This window comes from Janthinobacterium sp. JF4 (genome assembly GCF_059617925.1).
Genome location: NZ_JCAQAV010000002.1, coordinates 128,378 through 146,637, shown reverse-complemented (window position 1 = coordinate 146,637; position 18,260 = coordinate 128,378). Strand labels below are relative to the sequence as shown.

Here is an 18,260-nt window from a genome sequence, read left to right as displayed (position 1 = left end):
CCGAAATTTCCAACAGTAATATCTTTCTTGTCGGCCTCATGGGCGCAGGCAAAACCACGATCGGGCGCATCCTGGCCCGCAAGCTGGGCTTGCGCTTTGTCGATTCCGACCACGAAATCGAAGCGCGCACGGGAGCGACCATCCCGTGGATCTTTGAAATCGAGGGCGAGGCCAGCTTTCGGCGGCGCGAGGCCGAGGTCATCCGCGACCTGAGCGCCCAGGAAGGCATCGTCATGGCCACCGGCGGCGGGGCCATCCTCAACGCCGACAGCCGCGCCTACCTGAAGGAACGTGGCACGGTCGTCTACCTGCGCGCCAGCGTCAGCAACATCCTCGCGCGCACCAGCCACGACAAGAACCGCCCCCTGCTGCAGACGGCCGACCCGCGCCGCAAGCTGGAAGAATTGACGTCACAGCGCGAACCCCATTACATGGAAGTGGCCGACATTGTGATCGACACGGGCCGTCCTAACGTACAATCGATGGTTCAGACCATCCTGATGCAGCTGGCCAGCCTCGAATGCGAGGCTTCGCCCAACTGCGTCATTCATGCAGAGCCTTCGATGAACGAGCAATCCAAAATGTTGTTGAGCGTAGACCTCGACGAACGCAGTTATCCGATCGCCATCGGGCCTGGCCTCCTGGCCGACGCCGATGCGCTGCTGCGCCATATCAGTGGCCACAAGGTGGCCATCGTTACCAATACCACCGTCGCGCCGCTGTACCTGGGCCGCCTGCAGGCGGCGCTGGCCAGCGATGGCCGCGAAGTGATCTGCATCGTCCTGCCGGACGGCGAAGAATATAAGAACTGGGCCAGCCTGATGCAGATCTTCGATGCGCTGCTGGCCAACAAATGCGACCGCAAGACCACCCTGGTGGCGCTGGGCGGCGGCGTGATCGGCGACCTGACCGGCTATGCGGCCGCCAGCTATATGCGCGGCATCGGCTTCGTGCAAGTGCCGACCACCCTGCTGGCGCAGGTCGATTCCTCCGTCGGCGGCAAGACGGGCATCAACCACCCGCTGGGCAAGAACATGATCGGCGCCTTCTATCAGCCGCGCGCCGTGATCGCCGACACCTCGACCCTGGAAACCCTGCCGGCGCGCGAGCTGTCGGCCGGCCTGGCCGAAGTGATCAAGCATGGCGCCATCATCGATGCGGCCTTTTTCGACTGGATCGAGGCGAACATGGCCAAGCTGATGGCGCGCGACAAGGGCGCCCTCGCGTATGCGATTGCCCGTTCGTGCGAAATCAAGGCCGACGTGGTGCGCCAGGACGAGCGCGAAGGCGGCTTGCGCGCCATCCTGAACTTCGGCCACACCTTCGGCCACGCCATCGAGGCGGGCCTCGGCTACGGCCACTGGCTGCACGGCGAAGCCGTCGGCTGCGGCATGGTGATGGCGGCCGACCTGTCCTGCCGCATGGGCTATATCGACCAGGCGGCCGTCGAGCGCGTGCGTCAACTCGTCGCCGCCGCCGGCCTGCCGATCAAGGCGCCGGACCTCGGTGTCGAGCGCTGGCTGGAACTGATGGAAGTGGACAAGAAGAACGAGGGCGGCGCCATCAAGTTCATCCTGTTGAAACCCCTGGGCAGCCCGTGCATCACGTCCGCGCCGCACGAACTGGTGCTGGCCACCCTGGCCGCCGGAGTGCAATAGCATGTTGCCGGAAGACTTCCTTGCTCCCTACGCAGCTCACTCGGCACAGGGACAGGGACGTCGCTTTGCCGAGGCGCCGCACGCCTCGCGCAGCCAGTTCCAGCGCGACCGCGACCGCATCATCCATTCCTCGGCCTTCCGCCGCCTCGAATACAAGACCCAGGTTTTCCTCAATCACGAGGGAGACCTGTTCCGCACGCGCCTGACGCACAGTCTGGAAGTGGCGCAAGTGGGCCGCTCGATCGCGCGCAACCTGCGCCTGAACGAAGACCTGGTGGAAGCCATCGCGCTCGCGCATGACCTGGGCCACACGCCGTTCGGCCACGTGGGCCAGGACGTGCTCAACGAATGCATGCGGGAGCACGGCGGCTTCGAGCACAACCTGCAAAGCCTGCGCGTGGTCGACACGCTGGAAGAGCACTACGGCGCCTTCGATGGCTTGAACCTGATGTTCGAGACGCGCGAAGGCATCTTGAAACACTGCTCGCTGGCGCATGCGCGCGAACTGGGCCCCGTGGCCCAGCGCTTCATCGACCGCACGCAACCGACGCTGGAAGCGCAGCTGACCAACCTGGCCGATGAAATCGCCTACAACAGCCACGATATCGACGACGGCCTGCGCTCCGGCCTGATCACCATCGCGCAGCTGGAAGAGGTGGAGTTCTTCGGCCGCCTGTGGCGCGACGTGCAGCAGGCGTTTCCCGGCCTGTCGGGCCGGCGCGCCATCTACGAAACCCTGCGCCGCCTGATCACGGCGCTGGCCGACGATCTGATCGTCACGTCGAATGCCCTGATTGGTGACGCCGCTCCCCGCGACGTCAGCGAAGTGCGCGCCAGCCCGCCATTGATCCGTTTTTCGGACGCCATGCGCCGCGACGCGACGGAGCTGAAACGCTTTTTGAGGGCGAACCTGTACCGCCACTACCAGGTCAACCGCATGCGCGTCAAAGCGAGCCGCATCGTGCGCGAACTGTACGACAGCTTCATGGCCGAACCGGCCCTGCTGCCGCCCGACTATCAGGTCAATGGCGATGATGTGACAAAGCAGGCGCGCAAGATCGCCGACTATATCGCGGGCATGACGGACCGCTATGCGATCCGCGAACACCGCCGGCTGTATTCGCTCGACGAGCTGTAGGTCGGGTTAGCCGGAACGGCGTAACCCGACACCGCCACCATCCCTGCCAACAAGGTTGTCGGATTACGCGCTTGCGCGCAAATCCGACCTACCCGCTACTCCGCATTGTCGGTCCTGTCAATCGGCATGATCATCTAGGTTCCCGCACTATCACCCCAATATTCGTACGGCAACTTCTTTTCTATCATGGCAGCAAGTCAACAAGGGCTTGCCGCCCATAGTCAAGGAGAGTGTCATGATTGAATCGCGCCGCAGTTTCTTGCGCGCCTTGCCAGCCGTTACCATCGGCGCGGCCATCGCGCCGCTGCCCGGCAAGGCCGCCACCAGGGGCGAAGGCGGCCAACGCTGGGCGATGGTGGTCGATGTGCAGAAGTGCATCGGCTGCCAGGCATGCACGGTCTCCTGCATCATGGAAAACGCCGTGCCGGAAAACAGCTTCCGCACCGTCGTCTCGACCTATGAAGTGAAGGAAGAGAACCGCTGCGGCACCTACATGCTGCCGCGCCTGTGCAACCACTGCGCCAATCCTCCCTGCATTCCCGTCTGTCCCGTGGGCGCCACCTTCCAGCGCAAGGATGGCGTCGTCGTCGTCGATGGCGACCGCTGCGTGGGCTGCGCCTACTGCGTGCAAGCCTGCCCGTACGACGCGCGCTTCATCAACCACGAGACGGGCAAGGCTGACAAATGCACATTCTGCGCGCACCGGGTCGACGAAGGCCTGCTGCCGGCCTGCGTGGAAACGTGCGTGGGCGGCGCGCGCATCTTCGGCGACCTGAATGACCCGGAAAGCATGGTGCATCAGCTGCTCAGCGAGAACAAGGTGAAGGTGCTCAAACCCGAGCAGGGCACCCAGCCCCACGTGTTCTACCTGGGACTGGACACGCGCTTCGCCGGCCACGTCGAGGGCGAAGCGACTCTTTGGCAACCGAGCAAACACGGGAAATAAATCATGGACAGCCACATCACCGAAATTGTCAACGTCACGCGCGAAGCGGCATGGCTGCCGTGGGCGGTGCAGTATTTTTTCCTCATCGGCCTCAGTTACGGCAGCTTCATGCTGACATTGCCGTACTTCGTCTTCGGCCGCAAGGCGTATGAGCGCCTGGGGCGCATCGCGCTGGTGGCGTCGCTCGTCTGCGGCATGACGGCGCCCGTGGCGCTGCTGGCCGACCTGCACGGGCCGGGCCGCTTCTATCACTTCTATATTTACTTCCAGCCGCAGTCGTGGATGTCGTGGGGCGCGTTCTTCATTCCCCTGTATCTGGGCTGTCTGATGCTGTACGCGTGGCTGGCGCTGCGCGTGGATTTCGCCACGCGGGGGCTGGGCCAGGACCGTCTGGCCTGGGCCTATCGCCTGCTGGGGCGCGGTGGCGCCGCATCGCGCCGCGCCATCGTCATCGCTGCCGCCTTCACCTTGCTGGCCGCCTTTGTCGTGGGCCTGTACACGGGCATGGAAGTGATGGTGGTGCGCGCCAGGCCCCTGTGGTTCACGCCTTTCCTGCCGGCGCAATTTGCCGCCACGGCATTCGTGGGAGCGGTGGGCCTGGCGCTGCTGTTCAACCGCTTCCTGCCGGGCCGCGAGCAGGCGCTGGAAGTGTCGCTGAACCGCGCGCTGGCCCTGTCTCTGGCGCTGGTGCTGGCGCTGGGCGGCGGCTGGCTGTTCGTCAGCCTCTCCGGCGTGAGCGCCAGCCACAGCATGGCGTTTACCCAGGTGGCGGGCATGCCGCAATGGCAGTTCACGGCTGTCTGGGCCGTGCTGTCGTCGATCGTGCCGATGGCGCTGGCCATCTGGCGCCCTGCCACGAGTGGCCTCGTCAACGGCCTGATCGCGCTGCACAGCGCCTGGATGATGCGCTGGACGATTTTTATCGGCGGCCAGACGATCCCGAAAACGGGCGCGGGGCTGTACGACTACCACCTGCCGATGGGGAACGATGGCTTGCTGGGGATTATCGGCACGGCCGGCCTGTGGATCGCGCTGCTGTTGCTGATGCTGGAATTTTTGCCATGGGCCGGACGCGTCGTCGCCGCACGCAGCCGTCCCGCCATGGCCACGCACTGAGGAGAGAATAATGAACGAACGCACAAACAACGACGACCGCAACGACGGCCCTGAAGACGAGAACGAAAAACGCCGCAAGCTGCTGCGCTACGGCGCCATCGGCGGCGGCCTGGCCGCGTTTGCCGCCAGCTTTTCCACCACGGCCGGCCGCATGGTCGACCATGCGCTGGGCAAGGACAAGCCTGTGCAGAAACTGCACGGCAATTCCCTGCAACCCGAGTTTTCCGTCGACACGGCCACGGGCAAATTGACGCTCAACCCCGACCAGCAGGTCAGCTACACCATGTGCATGGGCTGCACCACGTTTTGCGGCGTGCGCGTGCGCCTCGATAAGAAAAGCGGCAAGGTGCTGCGCGTGGCGGGCAATCCGTACAGCCCCCTGTCGGCCGACCCGGCGCTGCCTTACCAGACCTCGATCCGCGACAGCTTCGTGTCGCTGTCGCGCTTCCAGGAAAAAGGACTGAAAGGGCGCTCGACCGCTTGCGGCCGCGGCAATGGCGTGCTGGAACAGATGGAGTCGCCGTTCCGCGTGCTGGCGCCCATGAAGCGCGTGGGACCGCGCGGCGGCGGCCAGTGGGAGCCGATCGCCTTCGATCAGCTGGTCAAGGAAGTGACGGAAGGCGGCGACCTGTTTGGCGAAGGCCACGTGCAAGGCTTGCGCGCCTTGCGCGAGCTGGAAAAACCGATCGATCCGGCGCAGCCGGAACTGGGCCCGCAAGTGAACCAGGTGGGCCTGATGTGCAGCACCGACGATGGCCGCCTGGCGTTCGGCACGCGTTTTTTCAAGCAGTCGTACGGCAGTCTGAATCTGGTCAACCACGGCTCGTACTGCGGCGGCGCCTACCGCAGCGGCTCGGGCGCCATGTTCGGCGACATGAAGAAAATGCCGCACGCGAAAGTGGACCTGGAAAACACGGAGTTCTGTATTTTTGTGGGCACGGCGCCCGGCAATGCGGGCAACCCGTTCAAGCGCCAGGGCACGCTGATCGCGAAAGCCCGCTCGGGCAAGCGCGAATTCAGCTACGTCGTCGTCGACCCCGTGCTGACGAACGCGGACAGCCTGGCCGCAGGAGACCGCAGCCGCTGGGTGCCGATCAAGCCGGGCACGGATGGCGCGCTGGCCATGGCGATGATACGCTGGATCATCGAAAACGAACGCTATGACCGCAACTTCCTCGCGCAGCCGAACCTGAAGGTGGCGGAAGCGGCGGGCGAAGCCGCCTGGTGCAATGCCACGCATTTGATCATCAACGAGAAGGGCCATCCGCGCGATGGCCGCTACCTGCGCGCGTCGGACATCGGCGCGGTGGAGCTGGCGGAAGAAGAGCGCTACAAGGATGGGGACGCCTTTTGCGTGATCGACGCCGCCACGCAAGCGATCGTGCCGCACACCGCGGCCAAGGGCGAGGGGCGCTTGTTCTTCGACGGTCCGCTGGAGGTGGCGGGCGCGCCGCTGCACCTGAAGACGGCCATGACGATGTTGAACGAAGAAGCGCAGCGCCACAGCATGGATGACTACGCGGCTGCCTGCGGCATCGGGCGCGACATCATCGAAGGCCTGGCGCAGGAGCTCACCAGCCATGGCAAGCGCGCCGCCGTCAATGCGCATGGCGGCATGATGTCGGGCGCGGGCTTCTATAACGCGTATGCGCTCGTCATGCTCAACACCCTGATCGGCAATTTGAACCGCAAGGGCGGCACCCTCGTCAATGGCGGCAGCTTCAAGGATGCGGGTCCCGGTCCGCGCTATAACCTCGAGAGTTTCGACGGCGAGATCAAGGCGGCCGGCATGCCGATCGGACGCAATGTGCCCTATGAAAAAACCTCGGAATTCAAGCTGAAGAAGGAAGCGGGCAAGGCGTATCCGGCCAGGGCGCCGTGGTATCCGAACGCGCCCGCGCTGGCCACCGAATGGCTCACCAGCGCCATGAACGGCTACCCGTACACTCTGAAGGCGCTGATCCTGTGGAGCTGCAATCCCGTCTACGGCATCACGGGCTTGCGCGCGCAGATCGGCAAGGAGCTGGCCGATCCGAAGAAGATTCCCCTGATCGTCGCCATCGACCCCTTCATCAATGAAAGCTCGGCGTTTGCCGACTACCTGCTGCCCGATACCCTGCTGTATGAAAGCTGGGGCTGGGCCGGCGCCTGGGGCGGCATGCCCGTCAAAATGAGCACGGCGCGCTGGCCCGTGGTCGAGCCGCGCGTGCAAAAGACGCCGGACGGCCAGACCATCTGCATGGAATCGTTCTTCATCGCGCTGGCAAAAACGATGGCCTTGCCCGGCTTCGGTCCGGAAGCCTTGCAGGACATGGATGGCCAGCGCTTCCCCTTGCAGCGCGCGGAAGACTGGTATCTGCGCGGCGGCGCCAACATCGCTTGGCAAGGCAAGACGTCCGTGCCGGAGGCCAGCGACGACGACATCGAACTGTCCGGCGTGGCGCGCATCCGCCCCGAACTGGAGCGCACATTGAAGGCGGAAGAGTGGCGCAAGGTGGCCTTCATGCTGGCGCGGGGAGGGCGCTACCAGAGCTACGGCGAGATGTTCGGCCTGCGCCTGCCGCCGCCCGCGAACCCCAAGGCAGCGGCGGCACCCGCACCGGTCGTCGACGAGACGCCGTATCCGCAGGACTGGTCCACGCACCGCTATCTAAAACCGATGATGCTGTACAACGAGGGTCTGGGCGTGAGCAAGAACAGCTTGAGCGGCAAGCGTTTCCCCGGCACCCCCGCCTGGCGGGTGGCGGCGTTTGCCGACGGCACGCCGGTGCGCAAAACCTACCCGGCCAGCGAGTGGCCATTCGAGTTGATCAGCTTTAAATCGGCGCTGCAGAACTCCTACAGCATCGGCGCGCGGCGCCTGCGCGGCATCCATCCCGACAACCCCGTCGCCGTGCATCCCGACGACGCGGCGCGCCTGAAGCTGGAAAATGGCGATGTCATTTATCTGGAAACACCGGGCGGCAGGGCCAGGGCCACGGTGATGCTGCGCCACGGCGTGCAGCGGGGGGGGATCGCCGTCGAACACGGTTTCGGCCACAAGGAGCACGGCGCGCGCGCCCACCGCATCGGCAAGCTGCGCCAGCCCGACGAGCCGACCATCGGCGCGGGCATCAACCTGAACGACCTGGGATTGACGGACCCGAGCCGCGGCGACAAGAACGTGTTTGTCGATCCCGTGTCGGGCACGTCGGTGCGGCAGGGACTGCCGGCGCGCATCGTGCGGGCTTAAATCTCCCCACTGGCCATCAGCAGCCGGGCTACCTCGGCTGCTGAATGCAGGCCCAGTTTTTCCATCGTGTTATGGCGGTGCACCTGCACCGTCTTGTCGCTGATACCCAGTTCGCGGGCGATGACTTTCGAGGCTTTGCCTTCGGCCATCAGCAACGCCACTTCGCGCTCGCGCGCCGTCAGTGTCGCCAGCGCCGCTTGCGCCGTATTCGCGCTGGCGGCGCTGCGGCTTTCCGTCACGCTGCGGGCCACGGCGCGCGAGACGGCGTCCAGCAGTACCTGGTCCTTGCACGGCTTCTCCAGAAAATCGCAGGCGCCCGCCTTCATCGTCTGCACGGCCATGGCCAGGTCGCCGTGGCCGCTGAGGAAAATCACGGGCAGCGCGATGGCGTGGCGCGACAGCTCCTGTTGCAGTTCCAGCCCGCTCATCAAAGGCATGCGCACGTCGAGCAGCAAACAACCGGGCGCATGACCTTCGTAGCGCTGCAGGAAATCGCGCGCCGATGCAAACGTCTGCACTTGCCAGCCGGCCGAATCGAACAGATAGGCCAGCGAGCGGCGCATGGCGGCGTCGTCATCGACGACAAAGATGATGGCATCGCTTTCATTCATGGTGTTTCCTTGTTTGCTTCCATACGCGTATCTTCAGGGAGCCGGAACCAGACCGTCAAGCCTGGCGCATCGGCGTTGGCGTGCGCCGACAGGCTGCCGCCGAACGATTCGATGATGCTTTTGCTGAGCGACATGCCCAGTCCCAGGCCTTCGGCCTTGGTGGTAAAGAAGGGCTCGAACAATCGCGCCATCTGCGCCGCATCGAGGCCGCAGCCCGCGTCGCGCACGGCTACCGTGCAGGCGCCGTTTTCCCTGTGCAGCAGCACGCCGATGGGATGCTGCGGATTGTCGTTTTCCAGCTGCGCATCGAGCGCATTTTTCAGTAAATTGAGCAGCACCTGCTGCACTTGCTGCGGGTCGGCCAGCACGCGCGCCTTGATGCTGGCGCCGTCGTGGCGCCAGTCTATCCGCGCTTGCGGCTGGGCCGCGCGGAACAGCGACACGGCTTGCTCCACGGCGTCGGCCAGGGCGAAGGCCGTGCTGTGCGCGGGACGCTTTTGCGCCATGGCGCGGATGTGACGGATGATGGCGCCCGCGCGTTCGCTTTGCGTGGCGATTTCCTGCGCGCCATCGAGCAGCGGTGCCGCGTCCAGCCGTCCCGCCGTGATGCGGCGCGCCATGCCGCGCGCGAAATTGCCGATGGCCGCCAGCGGCTGGTTCAATTCGTGCGCGATGGCGCTGGCCATTTCGCCCAGGATGGCCAGGCGCGCCGTGTGGTCGAGCGTGGCCTGGCGCTGGCGCGCCTGCTCTTCCAGCGCGCGCTGCTGGTGCTGGGCGGCGCGCAATTGCTCCGTGCGCCGGCTGACCAGGTATTCCACGCGCACCGTGTGCACGGCCCAGGCTACGAGCAGGGCCAGCACCAGGAGCATCCAGCCCCAGTAGCGGCGCAGCGCCGTCTCGAACGTCAGCTTGTCCAGATAGGCGTAGGGGCCGATGCGCAGTTCGCGGAACAGTTCATCGACGATCTGGTAATCGCTGGGCACCGTCCAGCTGTAGCCTTCGGCGGTGCGCGGCATGGCCAGCAGGGCCTGCGCCACTTTCTTTGCCAGCGCCGGCGGCGTCTGGCGCAGGGCCACGAAGGGCCAGTCCGGATACAGTCGCGACGAGCTGGCGCAGCGAAAACCGGGAATCGGGCGCGTGGTGATCACGCGCAGTTCCTCGGCGCGCACTTCGCCAAGCGCCACCATCTGTTCCAGCAGACAGGTGCGCACGATGCCCGCATCCATGCGCCCGGACCGTACGGCGTCGACGATCTGCTGCGAGGGAAAGCCGCTGTAGCGCAGGCTGGCGAAATCATGCGTGGGATCGATGCCCGCTTCGCGCAGTTCGCGCGCGGCGATCTGGTAGCCGCCAAACGCATCGGGCGCCACCGCCATCACGTTCTTGCCCGCCAGGTCGGCCAGGTCGTGCAGCGGCGAGGCACTGCGCACGACGATGGCCGAGCCGATGGCCTGGCGCGGTGACTCCGTCCATGGCGATTCCAGGGTGGCGATGCGGCTGGCGCCATCGCTGTGTTCCAGCGCCACGTAATGGCCGCTGCTGGTGATGGCGAAGGCGATGGCCTGCGACTGCACGGCGCGCGTCAATCCCGCCTGGTCGTAGTCGGCCAGGATGAAACGGATGCCGGGGATACTGGCCTGCAGATGGCGCGTCACGTACGACCAGTCCCGCTGCACGGCGTCGCCGCCCTTGTAGGCCAGCACGCCAATTTTCACCTCCTGCACCTCTGGCAGTTCGTCAGCTGCTTGCGCGCCGTGCAGGCACAGCGCCGTCAGCGCGAACAGTAAAAAAAGCCGCACTAGAACATGCTGCGCTGCGCCGAACGCGCATCGCCGAACAGGTCGAGCAGCAGTTTCTTGATGGGCGCGGGCAGCGGCGCGTCGGCGATTTTCGCGCCGTCGTACCAGACGTGCGTCGCTTCCCCGGCCAGCGCCTGGCGGCGCGCCAGGGTGATGCGGCAGGGGACGATGTGCAGCTTGTAGTGGGTAAACACGTGCACGATGGGCAGCAGCCGTTCCTGCGTCTCGATGGCGCCGAACGGCGCCACGGCGCGCGCCAGCGCATCCTGCTCGATGTCGCGCGGTGAGTCTTCATCGGCCAGCACGTGGCCATCGAGTTCCGGCAGCGACAGCAAGCCCCCCCAGATGCCCGAACCGGGGCGCTGCTCCAGCAGCACCTGGCCGTCGTCGATGATGACCAGCATGACGGCATGCTTTTCCGGGCTGGTTTTCTTCGGCTTGCGTACCGGCAGATCCCTGGTGCGGCCGGTGGCGTAGGCCACGCAGCGCGGCTGCAAGGGGCAGCGGCCGCAATCGGGACTGCTGCGCGTGCACAGGGTGGCGCCGAAGTCCATCAAGCCCTGCGTGTAGGCTTCGATACCGGATTCAGGCAACAGCGCTTCGGCGCGGCGCCACATGGCTTCCTCGACCCGTTTTTCGCCCGGATAGGCGTCGATGCCGAAGGTGCGCGCGAAGACGCGCTTGACGTTGCCGTCCATGATGGCCGCGCGCGTGCCGCTGGAAAACGCGGAGATGGCGGCGGCCGTCGAACGGCCGATGCCGGGCAGGTCAGCCAGCAGGGCCGGGTCGCTGGGGAAGACGCCGTCGTATTCGGCCACCACGCGCTGCGCGCACTTGTGCAGGTTGCGCGCCCGCGTGTAGTAACCGAGGCCGCTCCACTGCGCCATCACGTCTTCCACCGGCGCGCTGGCGAGGTCGCGCAGGGTGGGGAAGCGCTCGAGGAAGCGCGCATAGTAGCCCAGCACGGCGGTGACCTGCGTTTGCTGCAGCATGATTTCGGACAGCCAGATCAGGTAGGCGTCGCGCGTGTTTTGCCACGGCAGCGCATGGCGGCCATGCTGCTTTTGCCAGGCGATGACGGTGGCGGAAAAAGTCGGGTCGATATAGTCTTCAAAGGGGGCCACGCCCGTGTCGGGCGAGAGCGGATGCAGCAGACGTTTCATGCAGGGTTCCAGTGTTCTGTTGTTTGATGTGGCTCAGCTTGCGCTGGCGGCGCGCAAGGCGGCCAGCAATTGCGCCAGTTGCGCCTTGTCGCGTTCGAGCGCCGCCAGGCTGGCCTCGAAGCCGGCGATTTTCTGTTCCAGGCTGCCGGTGGCGTCGTGGATGCGCTGGATCGAGGCAAAGCGCAGTTTCAGCTGTTCCTTGTACTCGACGATCTGCGCTTCGAGCGGCGCCATGATGACTTTCAGCCAGGCGCTGGCATCGTCGTTGGCGTTGGTGAAACTGCGGCGCACGCGCGAGGCGATGGTGTCGAAGAATTTTTCCATCAGCACGACCCGGCTGGTGGTCAGCAGGGTCGCCGTGCCGAACTGCTTATGGTAGACGGCTTCGATGTCGGCGATCTCCTGGCGGTAGCGGGCCAGTGAAAACGGCATCGGCAAGGCCAGCGCCAGGCCATGTTCGGAAGCGAATTTGCGGTACATCACGTTCATCATTTCCGTGATCTCGGCCGTCTTGCCTTCCGAGCGGTCCAGGTTCCGGCCGATGCGTTCGAAGTACTGGCGCACGGCTTCGCGCAAGCCCGTGAAAAAGCGGCTGCGCTGCATGGCCGCGCGCACGCCGTCGATATCGTCGCGCACGATGTCCATGCCCAGACTCGTGTACAGCTCCGTCGACAGGCGGGTAAACACGGCGCGCGTCGCCTGCAGCTTGAACAGGCTGCTGTCGAATTCCTTCTTCTCGATATCGATGCGCCGCATCATGTGCGCGATCACGCTCTGGTTCTTGCCGCGCAGGCTGTGCAGCTCGTGCAGCTGCTCGGCGATGCCGCGCGCGCGGGCCGCCGCCTGCACCTGCTGCGCCGCTTCGATGGCGTCCAGGTCGAATGCCAGCTGGCGCCGGATGATGTCCTTGCGCGCAGGGATCAGCTCCTCGAACAGGGCCGTCTCCAGCGCCTGCAAGCGGCTTTTTTCCAGCAGCGCCGCATCGTGGTTGATCTTGCCCACCAGGGCTTTTTGCGCCGAGACAGGGAACACCTGGCCGGCGTCCAGTGTCAAGAGATGCGCCACGCTGGCCTGCTGGCGTTCGATCGCCTGCGCCACCTCGGCATCGCCGCGCAATTCGTCCCACATGCTGTCGATCTTGTTGAGCACCACCAGGCGCCCCGCGCCGGCGCCGATATGGTTGCGCCATACCTCAATGTCGCTGCGCGTGACGCCCGTGTCGGCCGCCAGGATGAACAGCACCGCGTGCGCATTCGGGATCAGATTCAGGGTCAGTTCCGGTTCCGTGCCGATGGCGTTCAGGCCCGGCGTGTCGAGGATGACGAGGCCCTGTTTCAGCAGCGGATGGGGGAAGTTGATGATGGCGTGGCGCCACATGGAGACCTCCACCTGGCCGTCCTCGTCGAGCATGGCGGGAGCGTCCGCATCGTCGGCATCGTACAGGCCGTAGCGCGCAGCTTCTTCCACGCTGACTTTTTTCGTCAGGCTGACCTGGCGGATGGCTTCCTGCATGTCGCTGCCCGCGTCGATGTTCAGGGGCAGGACGGTCCAGGCGGCGGGCAGGTCGCGGTAGTCGCTGGTCGACAGGTTCTGCGCGCGCGTCTCGATGGGCAGCAGCCGGATCGATGGAGGCCAGGCGGCGTCGTACAGCAGCTCGGTGGGGCACATGGTGGTGCGGCCCGCGCCCGAGGGCAGGATGCGCTGGCCATAGCCGGCAAAGAAGATGGCGTTGATCAGCTCGGATTTGCCGCGCGAAAATTCCGCCACGAAGGCCACCGATAAACGGTCATCGGCCAGGCGCGAGCCACAGCGCGCCAGGCGCAGCGCGGAGGCGCCGTCGACCAGGCCCGCCGCGCTGGCGGCTTGCCGGTATGCCTGCAAGGCGGCCTGCACGTCCTGCCGCCATGCGCTGTATTGTTCCAGGTCCCTGACCATCTGGCTCCCTCCGTGAGTGTGTGAGTGTGGTTACTTTTGACAATTCACGCAGTAGAACGTGGAACGCTGGCCCTGCACGATTTGACGGATAGTCGCGCCGCAGACGCGGCATGGCTTGCCCGCGCGGTTGTACGTGAAATACGTCTGCTGGAAGTAGCCGGACTGGCCATTGACGCCGATGAAGTCGCGCAGGGTGCTGCCGCCTTGCACGATGGCTTCGGCCAGCACGTCGCGGATCGATTGCGCCAGTTTCTCATAGCGGGCCAGGCCGATGCGCCGGGCCGGTGTCTTCGGGTTGATCCCCGCGCGGAACAGGCTTTCGGAACAATAGATATTGCCCACGCCGACGACGATGTCGCCCGCCATCAGCACCTGCTTGACGTTGGTGCCCTTGTTGCGCGTTTTCTCGAACAGCAGCTGGCCCGTGAAGCCGCCTTCCAGCGGCTCCGTGCCCAGGCCGCGCAGCAGCGCGTGGCCATCGAGCGGGCCGTCGGCCTCGTCGTGCCACAGCACGGCGCCGAAGCGGCGCGGGTCCGTCATGCGCAGCACCTGGCTGCCGCCTTCCGCGTCTTCCACGACGAGGTCGAAATGGTCGTGCTTTTGCGCCTCCGTCCCCGGCGGCAGCACGCGCAAATGGCCCGACATGCCCAGGTGGATGATCAGGGTGCCGTGGCGGAAGTGGATCAGCAGGTATTTGCCGCGCCGCCCCGTCAGGCCGATGGTCTGCCCCGACAGCTGTTCGCCCAGGGCGGGGGGGAAGGGCCAGCGCAGGCCGTCGCGGCGCAGTACGACGGCACGCACGGCGCGGCCTTCGATGTGGGGCGCGACACCGCGCCGTGTGACTTCGACTTCTGGCAATTCTGGCATAGGGCTCGACTGGTGGAAAACCGGGTAAAAAAACAGGCGGGTTGCCGGCGGATGGCTGGCCCGGGCACGCTACGCCGCCGCGACGTATATATTTACGTATATATTTCGTTACATACGTGAAGTACGCGATAGCCGCGTTGGGCGTAGAATCAAACTTTGCCGTTTAGCCAGGATCAGCCTTTGAAAAACGCTTTCGCCATTGTAACCTTGTCCGCCCTGATGGCCACGCATGCCATGGCACAGACGCCTGTCGCCCCCGCCGATGCCGCGGCCAGCCCCTCTGCGCCCGCGTCCGCCGCGCCGCAGGAAGCGGGCGCCGAGTCCAAGGTGGGCGTCAAATCTGACGCCAAGGCGGACGGTTTGCCGAAGGTCGAGCTGAGCAGCGACTTGCTGTACAAGCTGACCCGCGCCGAAATGGAGTTCAAGAACGGCCAGTGGCAAGGGCCGTACGTGACGATGATGGTGGCGGCGCAGCAGACGCGCGATCCGCGCCTGGCGCGCCGCGCTTCCGAAATGGCGCTGGCCGCCAAGCAGGGCAGCGAAGCGCTGGCGGCCATCCGCCTGTGGCGCGAACTGGCGCCCGACTCGGACGAGGCGACGCAATTTTTCCTCGGCTTCGTCGTGTTGACGGACAAGATCGAAGAAGCGGAACCGATTTTTGCCGAACGCCTGGCCAATGCGCCAGCGGGCGCGCGCGGCGTGGCCCTGTTCCAGATGCAGCAGATTTTGTCGCGTTCGAATGACAAGCTGTATGCCTACGCGATGGTGACGCGCCTGGTGCAACCCTACCTGGACATGTTCGAAGCGCACCTGGTGCTGGCGCAGGGCGCCCTGTCGCTCGGCGAACGTGAGCGCGCCATCGGCGAAGCGAACAAGGCGCTGGCCATCAAGCCGAACTCCGAGCTGGCCGCGCTGACCCTGGCGCAGGTGACGGGCGAACCCGAGGCGGCAGGCAAGGTGCTGGCCACGTTCCTGCAAAAGAATCCGGACGCCGTCGAAGTGCGCGGCGCGTATGCGCGCCTGCTGGTCGAGCAAAAGCAGCTGGAGCCGGCGCGCGACCAGTTCCTGCTGCTGCTGAAAAGCCAGCCCGATAACGTGGGCGGCCTGTATGCGCTGGGCATCGTGGCGCTGCAGCTGGAAGACACCAAGGGCGCGGAGCAGTACTTCAAGCGTTTCCTCGCCGTGCTCGACAAATCCCCCGGCGACGCGCGCGATCCGTTCAAGGCCCTGATGATATTGTCGCAGATCGCCGAGACGCGCGGCGACACGGCCGGCGCCATCGCCTGGCTGGACAAGGTCGACAACAGCGCCTCCGCCGGCTATGTCGAGGCGCGTTTGCGCCGCGCCCAGCTGATCGCCCGTGGCGGCAATCTCGATGCGGCGCGCAAGGCGCTGACGGAAATCGAAACAGACGATCCGGCAAGCCAGGCGCAGGTGCTGCTGGTCGACGCGCAATTCCTGCGCGATGCAGGCTATGTGCAAAGCGCCTATACGGTGCTGGAAAACGCGCTGCTGCGCTTCCCCGACAATCCGGAGCTGCTGTACGACTATGCCTTGCTGGCCGAGCGCCTGGACAAACTCGAGCTGATGGAAGCGAGCCTGCGCCGCGTGATGGCGCTGGCGCCCGACAACCAGCATGCGTATAACGCCCTCGGCTACTCGCTGGCCGAGCGGGGCATCCGCCTGCCAGAAGCCCATGCGCTGATCGAAAAAGCCCTGCAGATGGCGCCGGGCGACCCGTTCATCATGGACAGCATGGGCTGGGTGCAATTCCGCATGGGCAACCTGGCCGCCGCGGAAAACGCGCTGCGCCGCGCCTATGCCGTGCGCAGCGACCCGGAAATCGCCGTCCACCTCGGTGAAGTGCTGTGGCAGAAGGGCGACAAGGCCGAAGCGCAAAAGCTGTGGCGCGAGGCGCAAAGCAAGGACCCGAAAAACGACGCGCTGAAAAGCACGCTGGCGCGCCTGAATGTCAGTTTGTGATTGTTGAACCCAAGGACAAATGCTGGGGTCAGACCCTCAGGGTCTGACCCCGGATTTTGCACTTGGGGTGGACTCAAAAAATTTCCCATGCCAAAAAACATCTTTGCTCTCACCGCTCTTTGCCTCTCCCTCTCGGCCTGCTCGACCCTGACATCCCCATTCTCGTCCGGCGCCGCGCCATCGTCGCAAGCGGTGGCGCCCTACCGCGAACAGGTTGAGCTGACGGGCCGATTGAACGTCGTGTATCAGAAGGATGACAAGCCCGAATCGGCCACCGTCAATTTCAACTGGCAGCAGACGGCGCAGCGCACGGACGTGACCCTGTATTCGCCCGTCGGCAGCACCTTGGCGACGATTGCCGTCACGCCGCGCGAGGCCGTGTTGACGCAAAGCGGCAAGGCGCCGCGCAGCGCGCCCGATGTCGATACCCTGAGCGCGCAGATGCTGGGCTGGTCCCTGCCCGTATCGGGCTTGCGCGACTGGCTGCAAGGCCATGCCGTGGGCGCCGACGGCAAGCGTTTCGTCGCTTCGCCCGCCAACGACAGCGTGACGACCAAAGACGGCTGGCGCTTGCGCTATGTGTCGTGGCAAGAAGTAGGGCAAAATGCGGGCGACAATACACCGGGCGCCTTGCCCCAACCGCGGCGTATCGATGCCGAACGCAATGCCAGCGCGCAGGCCGATGCCGTGTCGCTGCGCATCGTGCTCGATCCCGCCCCATCGGCTCAAGCACAATGACGTTGACGACCCTGAATAACTGCCCGGCCCCGGCCAAGCTGAACCTCTTTTTGCACGTCAACGGCCGCCGCGCCGATGGCTACCATCTGCTGCAGACGGTGTTCCAGTTGCTCGACCATGGCGACACCTTGCACTTCGCGCTGCGCGACGACACGGCGATAGTCCGCGTGACGGCGCTGGCCGGCGTGCCGGAAGAGCAAGACCTGATCATCCGCGCCGCGACATTGCTGCAGGCCGAAGTGCTGCGCCGCACGGGCGCCTTGCCGCGCGGCGTCGATATCGCCATCGACAAGGTGCTGCCCATGGGCGGTGGCCTCGGTGGCGGTTCGTCCGACGCGGCCACGGCCCTGATGGCCTTGAACCGTTTGTGGCAGGCAGGGTTGACGCGCGAGGAACTGATGGCGCTGGGCTTGCCGCTGGGCGCCGATATCCCGTTTTTCATCTTTGGCGAAAATGCCTTTGCCGAAGGCGTGGGCGAGGCGCTGCAGCCCGTCGCCACGCCCGCATGCTGGTACGTGGTGATCGAGCCGGGCGTGCAAGTGCCTACCGCCGCAATTTTTTGCGCGGAAGGCTTGACGAGAAATACCGAACCCGTCACAATAGCGGACTTTTCCAGGCACCTCGCAGAAGGAAACGATGCGGGCGGGTTTGGTAAGAATGATTTACAGCAAGTGGCATGCAGTCTTTTCAAGCCGGTAGCAGATGCGGTAGAATGGCTGGGTGCTTACGGTGAGGCCAGGATGACTGGTTCCGGTGCTTGTGTGTTTAGTGCGTTTGGCAGTCAGGAAGAAGCGGATATGGTGCTTAGCAGTGTGCCACCAGTCTGGGTCGCCTGGAAGGCAAAAGCGCTGAATCGCCACCCGATGCTCACGATGTTGTAGAGAGCAAAAAAAGATTTTGCTTAGCGTCAAATAGTCGGTATAATACTGGCCAACATGACGGCAAGCAGTCAGTAACGTAGGGGAATCGCCAAGCTGGTTAAGGCACTGGATTTTGATTCCAGCATGCGAAGGTTCGAATCCTTCTTCCCCTGCCACCATTTCACCGTAGTCTGTCGATGCGAAGTTGGCGTCC

The 18,260-nt window shown here is 65.0% G+C and carries 13 protein-coding genes and 1 tRNA gene; 9 read left to right on the top strand and 5 right to left on the bottom strand.

Features of this window, described 5'->3' with window-relative positions; all coding sequences use genetic code 11:
* The first annotated feature begins 38 nt into the window (after positions 1–38).
* The 5 genes from aroKB (at position 39) to AC54AF_RS02440 (ending at position 8,090) form a co-directional block, all read left to right on the top strand.
* Entirely contained in the window at positions 39–1,658 is a 1,620-nt protein-coding gene (gene aroKB / locus AC54AF_RS02460) for a bifunctional shikimate kinase/3-dehydroquinate synthase AroKB (protein WP_496635157.1), read from the top strand.
* 1 nt (position 1,659) lies between these two features.
* A complete protein-coding gene (locus tag AC54AF_RS02455; protein ID WP_496635155.1) occupies positions 1,660–2,796 on the top strand; it encodes a deoxyguanosinetriphosphate triphosphohydrolase in 1,137 nt (378 codons plus the stop codon).
* A 235-nt stretch (positions 2,797–3,031) separates the two neighbouring features.
* Positions 3,032–3,742, top strand: a complete 711-nt coding sequence (gene dsrO, locus AC54AF_RS02450; protein WP_332861617.1) for a sulfate reduction electron transfer complex DsrMKJOP subunit DsrO — start codon at positions 3,032–3,034, stop codon at positions 3,740–3,742.
* 3 nt (positions 3,743–3,745) lie between these two features.
* Positions 3,746–4,858 carry an NrfD/PsrC family molybdoenzyme membrane anchor subunit gene (gene nrfD / locus AC54AF_RS02445; RefSeq protein WP_496635153.1) on the top strand — a complete coding sequence of 371 codons (1,113 nt, stop codon included), beginning with the start codon at positions 3,746–3,748 and terminating at the stop codon, positions 4,856–4,858.
* Positions 4,859–4,868: 10 nt separating this feature from the next.
* Complete coding sequence (locus tag AC54AF_RS02440) at positions 4,869–8,090, top strand: molybdopterin-dependent oxidoreductase (RefSeq protein ID WP_496635151.1); 3,222 nt, start codon at positions 4,869–4,871, stop codon at positions 8,088–8,090.
* Here AC54AF_RS02440 and AC54AF_RS02435 read toward each other — a convergent pair.
* The 5 genes from AC54AF_RS02435 to mutM are packed head-to-tail and all read right to left on the bottom strand — an operon-like array spanning position 8,087 to position 14,465.
* Positions 8,087–8,701, bottom strand: a complete 615-nt coding sequence (locus AC54AF_RS02435; RefSeq protein ID WP_496635149.1) for a response regulator transcription factor — start codon at positions 8,699–8,701, stop codon at positions 8,087–8,089. The genes AC54AF_RS02440 and AC54AF_RS02435 overlap by 4 nt on opposite strands.
* On the bottom strand, positions 8,698–10,500 hold the full coding sequence (locus tag AC54AF_RS02430; RefSeq protein WP_496635147.1) for a sensor histidine kinase: 1,803 nt from the start codon (positions 10,498–10,500) through the stop codon (positions 8,698–8,700). The genes AC54AF_RS02435 and AC54AF_RS02430 overlap by 4 nt, the downstream gene beginning before the upstream one ends.
* Positions 10,500–11,663 (bottom strand): A/G-specific adenine glycosylase, encoded by a 1,164-nt coding sequence (mutY, locus tag AC54AF_RS02425; protein WP_496635145.1) that lies wholly within the window; start codon positions 11,661–11,663, stop codon positions 10,500–10,502. The genes AC54AF_RS02430 and mutY overlap by 1 nt, the downstream gene beginning before the upstream one ends.
* Before the next feature lie 33 nt (positions 11,664–11,696).
* Positions 11,697–13,598 (bottom strand): dynamin family protein, encoded by a 1,902-nt coding sequence (locus AC54AF_RS02420; protein ID WP_496635143.1) that lies wholly within the window; start codon positions 13,596–13,598, stop codon positions 11,697–11,699.
* A gap of 30 nt (positions 13,599–13,628) precedes the next feature.
* A complete protein-coding gene (mutM, locus tag AC54AF_RS02415; protein ID WP_496635141.1) occupies positions 13,629–14,465 on the bottom strand; it encodes a bifunctional DNA-formamidopyrimidine glycosylase/DNA-(apurinic or apyrimidinic site) lyase in 837 nt (278 codons plus the stop codon).
* 180 nt (positions 14,466–14,645) lie between these two features.
* Here mutM and AC54AF_RS02410 point away from each other — a divergent pair, with 180 nt between their 5' ends.
* The 4 genes from AC54AF_RS02410 to AC54AF_RS02395 all read left to right on the top strand — a co-directional run bounded on the left by AC54AF_RS02410 (position 14,646) and on the right by AC54AF_RS02395 (position 18,222).
* On the top strand, positions 14,646–16,448 hold the full coding sequence (locus AC54AF_RS02410) for a tetratricopeptide repeat protein (protein WP_496635139.1): 1,803 nt from the start codon (positions 14,646–14,648) through the stop codon (positions 16,446–16,448).
* 87 nt (positions 16,449–16,535) lie between these two features.
* Positions 16,536–17,186: an outer membrane lipoprotein LolB gene (locus tag AC54AF_RS02405; RefSeq protein ID WP_496635137.1), complete on the top strand. Its 651-nt coding sequence runs from the start codon at positions 16,536–16,538 to the stop codon at positions 17,184–17,186.
* Positions 17,183–18,067 carry a 4-(cytidine 5'-diphospho)-2-C-methyl-D-erythritol kinase gene (gene ispE, locus AC54AF_RS02400; RefSeq protein ID WP_496635135.1) on the top strand — a complete coding sequence of 295 codons (885 nt, stop codon included), beginning with the start codon at positions 17,183–17,185 and terminating at the stop codon, positions 18,065–18,067. The genes AC54AF_RS02405 and ispE overlap by 4 nt, the downstream gene beginning before the upstream one ends.
* 78 nt (positions 18,068–18,145) lie before the next feature.
* A tRNA-Gln gene (locus AC54AF_RS02395) sits at positions 18,146–18,222 on the top strand.
* The last annotated feature ends 38 nt before the right edge of the window (positions 18,223–18,260 follow it).

Bases quoted from the DNA above. Each gene is read 5' to 3' on its own strand.
- aroKB (WP_496635157.1), top strand. From the start codon at position 39: ATGGGCGCAGGCAAAACCACGATCGGGCGCATCCTGGCCCGCAAGCTG.
- AC54AF_RS02455 (WP_496635155.1), top strand. From the start codon at position 1,660: ATGTTGCCGGAAGACTTCCTTGCTCCCTACGCAGCTCACTCGGCACAG.
- dsrO (WP_332861617.1), top strand. From the start codon at position 3,032: ATGATTGAATCGCGCCGCAGTTTCTTGCGCGCCTTGCCAGCCGTTACC.
- nrfD (WP_496635153.1), top strand. From the start codon at position 3,746: ATGGACAGCCACATCACCGAAATTGTCAACGTCACGCGCGAAGCGGCA.
- AC54AF_RS02440 (WP_496635151.1), top strand. From the start codon at position 4,869: ATGAACGAACGCACAAACAACGACGACCGCAACGACGGCCCTGAAGAC.
- AC54AF_RS02435 (WP_496635149.1), bottom strand. From the start codon at position 8,701: ATGAATGAAAGCGATGCCATCATCTTTGTCGTCGATGACGACGCCGCC.
- mutY (WP_496635145.1), bottom strand. From the start codon at position 11,663: ATGAAACGTCTGCTGCATCCGCTCTCGCCCGACACGGGCGTGGCCCCC.
- AC54AF_RS02420 (WP_496635143.1), bottom strand. From the start codon at position 13,598: ATGGTCAGGGACCTGGAACAATACAGCGCATGGCGGCAGGACGTGCAG.
- mutM (WP_496635141.1), bottom strand. From the start codon at position 14,465: ATGCCAGAATTGCCAGAAGTCGAAGTCACACGGCGCGGTGTCGCGCCC.
- AC54AF_RS02405 (WP_496635137.1), top strand. From the start codon at position 16,536: ATGCCAAAAAACATCTTTGCTCTCACCGCTCTTTGCCTCTCCCTCTCG.
- ispE (WP_496635135.1), top strand. From the start codon at position 17,183: ATGACGTTGACGACCCTGAATAACTGCCCGGCCCCGGCCAAGCTGAAC.